9 protein-coding genes are annotated in these 13218 nt (G+C 70.8%); all 9 read right to left on the reverse strand.

Features of this window, described 5'->3' with window-relative positions; genetic code table 11:
- Nucleotides 1-20: 20 nt before the first annotated feature.
- Nucleotides 21-539 (reverse strand): hypothetical protein, encoded by a 519-nt coding sequence (locus tag ACF08M_RS28050; RefSeq protein WP_392188044.1) that lies wholly within the window; start codon nt 537-539, stop codon nt 21-23.
- Nucleotides 536-1252 carry a hypothetical protein gene (locus ACF08M_RS28055; protein ID WP_392188045.1) on the reverse strand — a complete coding sequence of 239 codons (717 nt, stop codon included), beginning with the start codon at nt 1250-1252 and terminating at the stop codon, nt 536-538. Before ACF08M_RS28055 ends, ACF08M_RS28050 begins: the two co-directional genes overlap by 4 nt.
- Nucleotides 1253-1324: 72 nt before the next feature.
- Nucleotides 1325-3790, reverse strand: a complete 2466-nt coding sequence (locus ACF08M_RS28060) for a Tox-REase-5 domain-containing protein (RefSeq protein ID WP_392188046.1) — start codon at nt 3788-3790, stop codon at nt 1325-1327.
- 169 nt (nt 3791-3959) lie between these two features.
- A complete protein-coding gene (locus ACF08M_RS28065; RefSeq protein WP_392188047.1) occupies nt 3960-4547 on the reverse strand; it encodes a TetR/AcrR family transcriptional regulator in 588 nt (195 codons plus the stop codon).
- Nucleotides 4548-4624: 77 nt separating this feature from the next.
- Nucleotides 4625-6217: a phosphoglycerate dehydrogenase gene (gene serA / locus ACF08M_RS28070; RefSeq protein ID WP_392188048.1), complete on the reverse strand. Its 1593-nt coding sequence runs from the start codon at nt 6215-6217 to the stop codon at nt 4625-4627.
- Nucleotides 6218-6490: 273 nt separating this feature from the next.
- Nucleotides 6491-7492: a ketol-acid reductoisomerase gene (gene ilvC / locus ACF08M_RS28075; protein ID WP_392188049.1), complete on the reverse strand. Its 1002-nt coding sequence runs from the start codon at nt 7490-7492 to the stop codon at nt 6491-6493.
- 100 nt (nt 7493-7592) lie between these two features.
- Nucleotides 7593-8120: an acetolactate synthase small subunit gene (gene ilvN / locus ACF08M_RS28080; RefSeq protein WP_072486863.1), complete on the reverse strand. Its 528-nt coding sequence runs from the start codon at nt 8118-8120 to the stop codon at nt 7593-7595.
- 22 nt (nt 8121-8142) lie between these two features.
- Nucleotides 8143-9999: an acetolactate synthase large subunit gene (locus ACF08M_RS28085; RefSeq protein ID WP_392188050.1), complete on the reverse strand. Its 1857-nt coding sequence runs from the start codon at nt 9997-9999 to the stop codon at nt 8143-8145.
- Nucleotides 10000-10226: 227 nt separating this feature from the next.
- Nucleotides 10227-13064, reverse strand: a complete 2838-nt coding sequence (locus ACF08M_RS28090) for a putative bifunctional diguanylate cyclase/phosphodiesterase (RefSeq protein WP_392188096.1) — start codon at nt 13062-13064, stop codon at nt 10227-10229.
- Nucleotides 13065-13218: the final 154 nt, after the last annotated feature.

Genomic DNA, 13218 nt, shown 5'->3' on the forward strand with positions numbered 1-13218 from the left:
CCACGCCGACGGGGCGGCCTTCAGCGCTCGTCCGGAGCGGTGACCGGCCGGTCGCTGACGAGGGCCGCCAGCACCAGCGGCGCGTCGCCGTCGCTGTGTCCCACACTCACCCCGACCCAGCGTCCGGTGGCGCCCACCGGACCCCAGACGGACAGCTCGCCAGGAAGGTCCTGGTCGAACAGTGCGCCGAACAGCGGCTCGACGGGAGCACCCTCCTGCCGCCGCAGCAGCGGAAGGTGCAGCGGCACCGCACGGTGCGGGCCCCATCTGTGGTCCAGTTCGCCGACGAGGGCGGCAAGATGGGCCCCGGCCGCCTCCTCCGCGTCGTTCCACTCGGGGGCGTACACCCCGGTCAGCGGGTCGCCCTCCCAGAGCGGGATCACGCGGAAGCCCTCGCCGCCGGTCGCGGTCCACTCCCCCGTCTCCGGATCTCCCTCGGCCGCGGTGGGCCCGGTCGCCGGTACGGGCCCCGCCAGCAGTTCCTCGATGTCGGCCAGTGCGCGGGCCGTGGTGAAGGGCTCCCCGGCACGGGAGCTCACAGCACCGCCCGGTCCATCGGGCGGGGCAGCGGATCGAGCGCGCCGGCCTCGCGGAGCCGCTCGTACGCCGTCACCACCTCTTCGCTCGCCCCGGGAGCCGCGACGCGCAGGAGCACCCCGCCGCCGGGCAGTTCCTCACGGGCCGCCTTCAGACTGTCCGGGACGAGGGCCGCACGGCGCGGGGAGAGGTATCCGACCCGGCCCACCACGGGATCCCCGATGGAGAATCCGGCGTCGTCCTCCAGCGCGTCGAGCACGTCGTCGTCGCTCACATCGCCGAAGTCCGGCTCCCACACCCGGGCGAGGACGGCGAGGAGCCCGGCCTCCGGGACCTCGGCCCCGTCCGGCGCGCGAAGCGTGACCACGAGCGACTGGAGCAGGAACTCCGGGGCGCCCCCGGCCAGTCCGCTGATCTCGGTCTGCCAGCCGGGCCCACCCGTGTGGACCAGCCGCAGCGCCGTGCCGGTGAGATCGGACCAGTCCTCGGCCGCCTGCGCCTCCCGCAGGGCGCCGAGCAGCGCCCCCTCGTCCGCCGCCAGGCCGGTCGCCGGGCCGGAGCCGTGGACCTGCTGCCAGGTGGCGGCCGCGCCGCCCGTCGGCGTCGCTCCGGGGAGCAGTTCCGTGAGCCCGTCCAGCATCCGCTTCCAGCGTCCGGCGAGCGCTTCGGCCGACTCCGGCCGGGGCCCCCAGAAGCCCCGCACTACACGTCGCATGCACTTTCCTCCGTCGAGCTTCGTCCGTCGGGCGTGGCGCCCGGGAGCGGGCCGGGCGCCACCGCGTGCAGGCTACTCGTCGACGGCACCCGGTTTCCTGGTGCTGTCGTTCACGTTCGGCTTGCTGTGGACGACCTTGATCGGCAGCTGCTCGTCCCGGAACGCCTGGCGGGCCGCCTTGGCCACCTCGGGGTCGGAGAAGTGCCACTCCACCGCCCGGCCGCCGGACGCCTCCACCTGGGCCCGCGCCTCGGCGACGAACTTGTCCTTGCCGGACTTGGTGAGAGCGCCCTGCTCGGTCTGGGATAGATAGCTGCGGTAGCCGTTCTTGGCCTCCAGGAAGGTCTGCCTGCCCGAGTCCCAGCCGTCGTACTCCACGGCCGGCTTGCCCTCCTTGGGGTGCGGTACGACGTACTCCTGCCCCCGGTTGGTGCCGGTGATCTGCTCCTGGTACCGCAGCCAGGACTCGTTCTTCCAGTTGGGTGCGGGGTTGCGGTCGCGGCTCGCCCAGTAGCCGTCGCCCAGGTCCGCGTCGCCGAGGGTGCGGTCCTTGAGGTCCTCGGCCCAGGACGGCGGGTTGTAGTTGCGCGGGTCGGAGGTGTCGTTGCGCGTCGGCTCCGGGTACTTCTTCTTCTCCAGTTCGGCCTTGCGGGCGCGCTCCGGCTCCTCCAGGCGCTTCTGCTCCAGGTGGGCCGCCCGTTCCTGAGCGCGTGCCTCCGCGGCCTTGGCCTTGGCCGCCTCATCGCACCCGCCGTCCGCGAGGACCACCCGGCCGACCGAGCCCAAGGCCAGTACTCCGGTGCCGGAGCCGCCGACTCCCGCGACGGTTCCGCCGCCGGTCCGCACCAGGAGCGGCCCGGCGGCGATGACGCAGCCGGTCCGGCGCGCCGCGTCCTCCGCCGCGTCCGCGGCGTCGTCGGCCTCCTTGGCGGCCTTGCGGACTCCGTCGAGGTCGCCGAGTTCGGCGGCCTTGCGGGCGCGGCGGGCCGCGGCACCGGCGTCCCCGGCGGCCTCCGCCACCTTCTCGGCGACCTTGCCCAGCTTGCCGAGTCTGCCGACCTTGCCGACGACCTTCGCCACGTCGTAGCCGGGGATGAGGAAGGAACCGATGTTCCAGACGACATCGGTGACGGCACGGGTCTTCTCGCCGTTGTTCCAGCGCTCGCGGACGTCGTCGCCGACGAAGACGGTGTCGCCGACCTCCACCACGGTGTTGAACGACGCCTTGCTCCAGTCCCAGACCGCGCCGAGGTAGTCGCCGTCGTTCCACTTGTCACCGGCGCCCTTGGAGTCCTGCATCCACTGCTCGCCGAGCTGCTTGCCGTAGTCCGCGAGGCCGGACCACGTCTCGGGCTTGACCAGGTCGATGATCCCGGTGATGTCGCCCCAGAGACCGTCGACGACGAGCCCCTTGCCGACCTGGGCCGTGCGGTCCCAGGCACAGCCGAAGAAACCCCAGCCGCTGCAGTCCTCTTCCTCGGTCCCGTTGCCGCCGTCGCCGTTCCCGGCGTCGTCCTTGTCGGACCCGGGGACGTCATAGTCGGCCTCGGGCTCCTCGCCGTTCTCGGGATAGGTGTCCACCCCGCTGCCCGGACGGCCGTCGTCGGGGCCTCCGGTGCCGCCGCTCGCGCCCGCACCGCCGGAGGGACCCCCGGCCGCATCGCCACCGCTCGCGTTCCCGCCGGCCGCGTTCCCGTTCCCGCCGCTCGCGTTCCCGCCGCTCGCGTCGCCGCCGGCCGGGCCGCCGTTCGTACCGTCCTTCGAGCCGGTACCGCCCGTGACCGTCGCGCCGCCGTCCGCACCCGCGGCGCTGCCCGCGGCCGCTCCGCCGTCGGCTCCCCCGCTCGTGGCGCCGCCGTCCTGGCCGTGGCCCGCCTCGACCCGGCCCGGACCGTCGCCGGACGCGGGGCACGAATAGCCGCTCAGCGAGCAGATCGCCGACTGGAGCTCCGCGGTGATCCGGCCGCCGGCACCGCTCAGCGCCATGGCCGCGATCAGCGCGACCACGATCAGCACCAGGCCCAGGTACTCCAGCGCCGTCTGCCCCCGGTCCCGGCGCCAGGTGATCATGTGCGGAAGCGAGAATTTCGGCCGCTCGCCCCGTTCCCCCGGCGGCAGCAGGAACCACGCCCGGCTCTGCGACCGGGTGAGGAACACCAGGATCAGGACCGGCAGCAGCAGCTGCGTGAAGCCATGTGCCGACCCGTCCCCGATGTTGGCGACCCCGCCGAGGACCAGCCACACCTGGACGGCGACCAGTCCCCACCAGACCCGCTTGCCGCCGGTCCGTACGTGCCGCGCCAGCCACAGGCCGAGGACTCCCGGCGCGGAGGCGTACAGCAGGATGCCGATGACTTCGGCACCCATGGCGTCCACCGAGAGTGCCGAGCCGAAGAGGCCGAGCGCACCCAGGACCGTCGCGCCGAACAGCACGAGGAGCAGCACCCGCACCGTGTTGAGCGGACGCGGCAGCTCCCGCCGCCGCGCGCCCGCCGGCGCCGGACCCCCCGGAACCGGTATGCCACCGATAGCAGACATACGTGCCCCGACCCCCGGTGTCAGTGAGTGACATGACAGTCACTCACCCTAGGGTCGGGGCTTGTCCGCGTCATGGGTCTCCGGGCCCAACATCAACCCCGTGTGGGCCCCATGATGTGCCGTCATCGGGGCCGGCCCACGGAGTCCGCCAGGCCGCGGTCGCCGCCTGCTATCCCACCCGCCCCTCCAGCACCACCTTCAGACCATCCGTCAGATCCTGTGCGGACGGAGCCGATTCGCTGTCCATCAGCCACTGCACCATCACGCCCGCGAGCAGCGCCTGGCAGAACAGCCCGGCCACCCGCGCCTTCTCCGGGTCCGTCTCCGGATCGATGCCGAGCATGTTCTCGGCGAGCCCGTCACGGCCCTCGCGCTGCGGGCCCGCGAGAGCCTTCCGCAGCTCCGGGTCCTGGTCGATCCGGGAGATGATCTCCATCTGGAGCTGCCAGACGGGCCGGGTCCGCTCATAGCTGCCGATCACCCGCTCCCAGGTGTCGTGGAACTGCTCCAGCGGCGGCCGGGGACCGTCGCCGCCGGCCGCGGTCTCCTCCGGCTGCTCGGTGAGCACATCGCCCCACTCCTCCGTCACCTTGAGGAAGGCGAGGTTGAGCAGGGCCTCCTTGGAGCCGTAGTGGTAGCCGATGGAGGCGAGGTTCGTACCGGAGGCGGCGACGATGTCGCGTGCCGTCGTCCGGGCGTACCCCTTCTCCAGGAGGCAGCGCTTGGCGCCTTCGAGCAGATCCTCACGATGTCCCATGAAAGCAGCGTACCCGGCATGCAGACGTTCGTGTAAGACGCACGTCTAGACACCGGGTACACGGGGCCGTCGGGCCGTCAGTCGGTCAGGTTCACCGTACGGGCCGAAGTGGCGCCGATCTCCACGGACATCTCGCTGAGCACCGACGCCGGGACGTCGTCGTCGACGGTGAGGACGACCAGCGCCTCGCCGCCCGCGCCCGAGCGCGAGACCTGCATGCCCGCGATGTTCAGTCCGGCCTCGCCGAGGATCCGGCCGACCGTGCCGACGACACCGGGACGGTCCTCGTACCGCAGCACCACCATGTGGTCGGCCAGCGCCAGGTCCACGTCGTACTCACCGACGGCCACGATCTTCTGGAGGTTCTTGGGCCCGGCCAGCGTGCCGGAGACCGAGATCTCCTCGCCGCCCGAGAGCGTGCCGCGGACGGTGACCACATTGCGGTGGTCCGGCGACTCGGAGCTGGTGGTGAGGCGGACCTCGACGCCACGCTCCTGCGCGAAGAGCGGGGCGTTCACATACGACACGGTCTCGTCGACGACGTCCTCGAAGACGCCCTTGAGCGCGGAGAGTTCGAGCACCTTGACGTCGTGCTGGGTGATCTCGCCGTAGACCTCGACATCGAGGCGGACCGCGACCTCGCCCGCGAGCGCGGTGAAGATCCGGCCGAGCTTCTCGGCGAGCGGCAGGCCCGGACGCACGTCCTCGGCGATCACGCCGCCCTGGACGTTGACCGCATCCGGCACGAGCTCACCGGCGAGGGCCAGCCGGACGGACCTGGCGACCGCGATGCCGGCCTTCTCCTGGGCCTCGTCGGTGGAGGCGCCGAGGTGCGGGGTGCAGACGACCTGGTCGAACTCGAACAGCGGGGAGTCCGTGCAGGGCTCCTTCGCGTACACGTCGAGACCGGCACCGGCGACCCGGCCCTCCTTGAGGGCGGAGGCGAGCGCCACCTCGTCGACGATGCCACCGCGCGCGGCGTTGACGATGCGCACGGAGGGCTTCACCTTGTGCAGCGCCTCGTCGCCGATCAGACCGAGCGTCTCGGGGGTCTTGGGCAGGTGCACGGTGATGAAGTCGGCGACCTCCAGCAGCTCGTCCAGCGTGAGGAGCTTGACGCCCATCTGGGCCGCGCGCGCGGGCTGCACATAGGGGTCGTACGCGACGATCTTCATGCCGAAGGCCGACATGCGCTGCGCGACCAGGACGCCGATCCGGCCGAGGCCGACGACGCCGAGAATCTTCTCGCTCAGCTCGACGCCGGTGTACTTCGAGCGCTTCCACTCGCCGTTCTTGAGGGCGGTGTTGGCCTGCGGGATGTTGCGCGCGGTGGCGATCAGCAGACCGCAGGCCAGCTCGGCGGCGGTCACGATGTTGGAGGTCGGCGCGTTGACGACCATCACGCCGGCCTTGGTGGCGACGGAGACGTCGACGTTGTCCAGGCCGACGCCCGCGCGGGCGACGACCTTCAGCTTCTTCGCGGCGGCGACGGCCTCGGCGTCGATCTTGGTGGCGGAGCGCACCAGGATGGCGTCGACATCGGCGATCGCGGGGAGGAGCTCGGCGCGGTCCGCGCCGTTGCAGTGCCGGATGTCGAAATCCGGGCCCAGCGCGTCAACCGTGGCGGGCGACAGCTCTTCAGCGATGAGTACGACAGGTTTCGAGCTCACGTGAGTCCTCACAGGTCCAGTGCGGACGGCCGTCCCGACGGCCGCAGGCGGTGGAGGGGCTTGCCGCGTGGAAGACGCACGACACTGTGGGCCTGACGCGTGTATGTGTGGAGAAGTGTAGTCATGCGCCAGGAGGCTTTCTGCGCCCCGATGGAAGGATCACTCACACGGGGGTGGACGACTTGTACACACGTACGACGCCGCCTCTTCCGGCGGTGAAGCAGGGAAACGCCCCGGGTGCGGGTCCGTGGACCCGCCCCCGGGGCGCCGGTGTTACGCGTCCTCGTCGTTGACCCAGCTCATGAGCTTGCGCAGCTCACGGCCGGTGGTCTCCAGGAGGTGGTCGCTGTCCGCCTTCTTGTACTCGTTGTACTTGGGCAGACCGTTGTGGTACTCGGCCATCCAGGTCTTGGCGAAGGTGCCGTCCTGGATCTCCGCGAGGATCTTCTTCATCTCGGCCTTGGTGGCGTCCGTGATGATCCGCGGGCCGGTGACGTAGTCGCCCCACTCGGCGGTCTCCGAGATGGACCAGCGCATCTTCTCCAGGCCGCCCTCGTACATGAGGTCCACGATGAGCTTCAGCTCGTGCAGGCACTCGAAGTACGCGATCTCCGGCTGGTAGCCGGCCTCGGTGAGGGTCTCGAAACCGGCCTTGACCAGGGCGGCGGTGCCACCGCAGAGAACGGCCTGCTCACCGAACAGGTCGGTCTCGGTCTCCTCGGTGAAGGTCGTCTTGATGACGCCGGCCCGGGTGCCGCCGATGCCCTTCGCGTACGACAGGGCGAGCGCCAGGCCGTTGCCCGAGGCGTCCTGCTCGACGGCCACGATGCACGGAACGCCGCGGCCCTCCTCGTACTGACGGCGGACCAGGTGGCCCGGGCCCTTCGGGGCGACCATGCAGACGTCGACGCCGGCCGGCGGCTTGATGAAGCCGAAGCGGATGTTCAGGCCGTGACCGAAGAACAGTGCGTCGCCGTCCTTGAGGTTGTCCTTGATGGACTCCTCGTAGACCTGGGCCTGGATCGGGTCCGGAACCAGGATCATGATGACGTCGGCCTCGGCGGCGGCCTCGGACGGGGTCACCACGCGCAGGCCCTGCTCCTCGGCCTTGGCCTTGGACTTGGAGCCCTCGTGCAGACCGACCCGGACGTCGACACCCGAGTCACGCAGCGACAGCGCGTGGGCGTGGCCCTGGCTGCCGTAGCCGATGACCGCGACCTTGCGGCCCTGGATGATGGACAGGTCGGCATCGTCGTCGTAGAACAGCTCGGCCACTGGGTCTCTCCTTGGTGTGCAGGTGTTGCGTCCCACCGTACGGCGGGGTGCGTCAGATACGTTTTCGGGTCTCGCCATGCGAGCGGCGAGGCGACGGTGCCTAGGCGGTACGGTCGAGGGCGCGCAGCGAACGGTCGGTGATCGAGCGCGCGCCGCGCCCTATGGCGATCGTGCCGGACTGGACCAGTTCCTTGATGCCGTACTGCTCCAGCATCTTGAGCATGGCCTCCAGCTTGTCGGCGCCACCGGTCGCCTCGATCGTGACGGCCTCCGGGGAGACGTCCACGGTCTTGGCGCGGAACAGCTGGACGATCTCGACGATCTGGGAGCGGGTCTCGTTGTCGGCGCGGACCTTCACCAGGACGAGCTCGCGCTGGATCGCAGCGGACGGCTCGAGTTCGACGATCTTCAGGACGTTGACCAGTTTATTGAGCTGCTTGGTCACCTGCTCCAGGGGCAGGTCCTCGACACTCACGACGATGGTGATGCGGGAGATGTCGGGGTGTTCGGTGGTACCGACCGCGAGCGAGTCGATATTGAAGCCGCGGCGGGAGAACAGCGCGGTGATCCGGGCGAGGACACCGGGCTTGTTCTCGACCAGGACGGAGAGCGTGTGCTTGGTGGACATGGAGTCGGTCTCTCTCTGTCTCTCAGTCGTCTTCGTTGTCGCCGAAATCGGGGCGGACCCCGCGGGCGGCCATGACCTCGTCGTTGGAGGTGCCGGCGGCGACCATGGGCCACACCATGGCGTCCTCGTGGACGATGAAGTCGATCACGACGGGGCGGTCGTTGATGGAGTTGGCCTCTTCGATGACCTTGTCCAGATCGGCCGGGTCCTCGCAGCGGATCGCGTAGCAGCCCATGGCCTCGGACAGCTTGACGAAGTCCGGGACGCGGGTGCCCTTCGCCGGGACGCCCTCGGTGTCGGCACCGGAGTGCAGCACGGTGTTGGAGTACCGCTGGTTGTAGAACAGGGTCTGCCACTGGCGGACCATCCCGAGCGCGCCGTTATTGATGATGGCGACCTTGATCGGGATGTTGTTGAGCGCGCAGGTGGTGAGTTCCTGATTCGTCATCTGGAAGCAGCCGTCGCCGTCGATCGCCCAGACCGTACGGTCCGGCATACCGGCCTTGGCACCCATCGCGGCCGGGACCGCGTATCCCATCGTTCCGGCGCCGCCGGAGTTCAGCCAGGTGGCGGGCTGCTCGTACTGGATGAAGTGCGAGGCCCACATCTGGTGCTGGCCGACGCCCGCCGCGAAGATCGTGCCCTCGGGGGCGAGCTCGCCGATGCGCTGGATGACCTGCTGCGGCGAGAGGCTGCCGTCCTCGGGCAGGTCGTAGCCGAGCGGATAGGTCTCGCGCCAGCGGTCGAGGTCCTTCCACCAGGCGGCATAGTCACCGACGTGACCGTCGTTGTGCTCGGCCTGGACGGCCTGGACCAGATCGGCCAGGACCTCGCGGGCGTCGCCCACGATCGGCACGTCGGCTTCACGGTTCTTGCCGATCTCGGCCGGGTCGATGTCGGCGTGGACGATCTTGGCGTACGGGGCGAAGCTGTCCAGCCTGCCGGTGACGCGGTCGTCGAAACGGGCTCCGAGGGCGACGATCAGGTCGGCCTTCTGCAGCGCGGTGACAGCGGTGACCGCACCGTGCATGCCCGGCATCCCGACGTGCTGCGGGTGGCTGTCGGGGAATGCGCCGAGCGCCATCAGCGTGGTGGTGACGGGCGCTCCGGTGAGCTCTGCGAGGACCTTCAGTTCGGCGGTGGCCCCCGCCTTGATGACGCCGCCGCCGACGTACAGCACCGGGCGGCTGGCCTGGGTGATCAGCCTGGCGGCTTCGCGGATCTGCTTGGCGTGCGGCTTGGTGACCGGGCGGTAGCCGGGCAGGTCCAGGGCGGGCGGCCAGCTGAACGTGGTCTGCGCCTGGAGGGCGTCCTTGGCGATGTCGACGAGGACGGGACCCGGACGGCCGGTGGAGGCGATGTGGAAGGCCTCGGCGATCGTGTGCGGGATGTCCTCGGCCTTGGTGACCAGGAAGTTGTGCTTGGTGACCGGCATGGTGATACCGCAGATGTCGGCTTCCTGGAAGGCGTCCGTCCCGATCGCCTTGGAGGCGACCTGCCCGGTGATCGCGACCAGCGGGACCGAGTCCATGTGGGCGTCGGCGATCGGCGTCACCAGGTTGGTGGCGCCGGGGCCCGAGGTGGCCATGCAGACGCCGACCTTGCCGGTCGCCTGTGCGTACCCGGTGGCGGCGTGTCCGGCGCCCTGCTCGTGGCGGACCAGCACATGGCGGACCCGGGTGGAGTCCATCATCGGGTCGTATGCCGGCAGGATCGCACCGCCGGGAATGCCGAATACCGTGTCGGCCCCCACCTCCTCAAGAGACCGGATGAGGGACTGCGCGCCCGTGACGTGCTCAACGGTGGCGGCGGGCGATCCGCCGTTACGGGCCCGCGGCTGGGGATGGTGGGCCCCGGTGGCCTGCTCGGTCATCGGCATTCTCTTCTCGAAGCTGAGGGTTTTTGCGGGTTTCTTGCGGGTACTTTGCGACGTTTTGCCTGGTGCCGGTGCAACAAAAAACCCCTCGTGCCATGAGGCAAGCGAGGGGAGCGCGTCGGTGTGGTCTGCAGGGTCTCAACGAGGACCCGGCTTCAGCCGACGCGCTTTCCAAGTACGAGAATTCGGGTGCGCATGGCAATGACCCTCTCTCCGACGCACACGCGGTGTCAAGTGGGTGGGACGGGAGTCTCAGCATGTGAGCCACTGAGGAGCGGGATCGAGCCGCCTGCCAGGACCGGCTGGGCGGTGGCGCTGCCGGGCACCGGAAACTCGCCGCGGGCCAGGGCCCTGCGCAGCCGGTACTCGTCGAGCGGCCCGGAGAAAGCCATCCCCTGGCCGTGCGTACAGCCCATCGCGCGCAGCGCGAGGACCTGCTCCGGCACGTCGACCCCATCGGCTACGGACTGCATGCCGAGGTCGCAGGCGATGCGCAGGAGGCCGCTGGTGATCTTGTGCAGCCGGGCGGATTCCACGACCCCCTCGACGAGACCACGGTCCAGTTTCAGTACGTCAATGGGGAGCCGGCGCAGGGCGTTGATCGCGGCATAGCCACTGCCGAAGCCGTCGAGCGCGATGCGGACGCCGAGGCGGCGCAGCGCGACGAGACGCTGTTCGAGTTCGTCGAAGGAGATGCGGGGGTCGCTTTCCGAGACCTCGATCATCAGGGCTCCGGAGGGCAGGCTGTGGCGGGTGAGCAGCGCCTCGACGGAGCCGAAGGGCATGCCCTTGTCGAGGAGCCTGCGGGCGGGGAGCCGGACGGTGACGGAGACCGGATGCCCGGCCCTGGCCCGGTCGGCGGCCTGCTCGACGGCCTCTTCGAGGAGCCAGCGGCCGAGCTCGGCGGTGCGGTCGCTGTCATCGGCGACGCGGAGAAATTCGGCCGGGGTGAACAGGATGCCCTGGGCGGAGCGCCAGCGGGCCTGGGCGGCGACGGCGACGACGGCGCCGCTGGAGAGATGCACGACGGGCTGGTGGAGCAGGGCGAACTCGCCGTCGCGCAGCGCGCTGCGCAGCCGGGCCGCCAACTCGGAGCGGCGTACGACCTCGGCCTGCATCTGCGGGGCGTACAGCTCGACACGGTCCTTGCCGCCCGCCTTGGCGCGGTACATGGCGAGGTCGGCGTTGCGCATGAGGTCGCTGGGGCTGATGCCGGGCTCGGCGAAGGCGACCCCGATGGACGCGGCGACCCGGACCTCGCCGACGCCGACGCGGTAGGGCTGGGAGAGGGTGAGGCGCAGCCGGTCGGCGATCTCGTGGACCTGGCATTCCCGGGCGGACTGGTCGCGGGTGCCGTCGCCGAGGATGATGGCCGCGAATTCGTCCCCGCCGAGGCGGGCGGCGGTGTCCCCGGCGCGTACGGATTCGTGGAGGCGACGGGCGGCCTGGATGAGGAGCTCGTCGCCCGCCTGGTGGCCGAGGCGGTCGTTCACGGCCTTGAAGCCGTCGAGGTCGATGAAGAGCACGGCGGTGCCGGGGTCGCCGGAGCGGCGGCCGCCGAGGGCCTGGCGGACCCGCTGGGTGAACAGGGCCCGGTTGGGCAGGTCGGTGAGCGGGTCGTGCTCGGCGTTGTGCTGCAACTGGGCCTGCAGCCGCACCCGCTCGGTCACATCGCGGCTGTTGAGGATCAGCCCGCCCTGGTGGCGGTTGACCGTGGATTCGACGTTGAGCCAGTCGCCCGTACCGGATCGGAACCGGCACTCGATCCGGGTGGTGGGCTCCTCGGCCGGCGGGGCGGCCAGGAACCGGCGCACCTCGTGGACCACCTGCCCCAGGTCGTCGGGGTGGATGATCGAGGAGAGCTCGGCGCCGACGAGGTCTTCGGCGTCGCACCCGTACACGCCTGCGGCGGCGGGGCTGACGTAGCGCAGAACACCGGTGGGGGCGGCGATCATGATGACGTCGCTGGAGCCCTGCACCAGGGAGCGGAAGTGGTTCTCCTTCTGCGCCAGTTCCTGGGTGAGGGCGATGTTGTCGACGAGCATGATGGCCTGGCGGACGACCAGGGCGAGCACCACCGTGCAGCCGGTGAAGACCACCACGCGGTCCACTCGGCGGCCGTCGATGACGTTGTAGAGGATGCCGAGAGTGCAGACGGCGCCGGCGAGATACGGCGTCAGTGCGGCCAGCGACCCCGCGATGGGACGGCTGGCCGGCCGCGGTGTCCCCCGGGGCGGGAAGGCGGGGTCCGGTCCGGCGTTCGCACCCCAGGGCGCGTACGCGAGGAGCAGGGAACCGGCGAACCAGCCCGCGTCCAGCAACTGGCCGGAGTGATAGGTCTGGCGCAGCAGCGGGGAGGTGAACAGGGCGTCGCACAGGACCGTCAGGGCGAGGGCCGCGATGGCGGTGTTCACCGCGGAGCGGTTGACGTGGGCCCGCCGGAAGTGCAGGGCCAGCACCATGGAGACCAGCACGATGTCGAGCAGCGGGTAGGCGAGCGAGAGCGCCGCGCGGGCCACACTCTCCCCCTCGGCGTCCGCGAGGTGGGCGGTGTGGGCGAGGGCGAGGCTCCAGGAGAGCGTGAGGAGAGATCCGCCGATCAGCCAGGAGTCCAGCGCGAGACAGACCCAGCCGGCCCGCGTGACCGGACGTTTGGCGAGGACGAGCAGCCCGACGATGGCGGGCGGCGCGAAGCAGAGGAAGAAGACGTCGGCGAGGGAGGGGCTGGGTACCTCGATCCTCAGCAGGACCTCGTACCAGCCCCAGACGGCATTGCCCGCGGCGGCCATGAGCGAGGAGAGCGAGAACAGCAGCCAGGCGGGCCGGCACCGGTCACCGCGGGCCCGTGCGTAGAGGAAGCAGGAGACGGCCGCGACCATCGCGGCGGCGCTGAGGCCGAAATCCCCTATGAACAGCGCCAGTTCCTTCGAACCCCAGCCGAGGGCGGCCCCGACCGCGTACCCGCCGCAGATGAGGCCGAGCAGGACCTGCGACACCAGCGAGGAGGCGCCACCGAGGGGCGACCGCCGGGAGAGGAGCGCACCGAGGACTCCGGCCGACGCGCTCACCGTGGCGCACCCGGCGCCGGGTGCGCCCGCGCCCGGCGCCCCGCCGGTGCCCGGTCCGGGGCCACCGCCCGCGCCGCGATGCCGGGCGCGCACCTCCCCGGGTCCCCGGCCCCGCCGGAACAGGGGGGACCCCCTTGCCGTGCGGGGGACGGGA

Source organism: Streptomyces sp. NPDC015032, from assembly GCF_043080425.1.
In the GTDB taxonomy this organism is placed as follows: domain Bacteria; phylum Actinomycetota; class Actinomycetes; order Streptomycetales; family Streptomycetaceae; genus Streptomyces.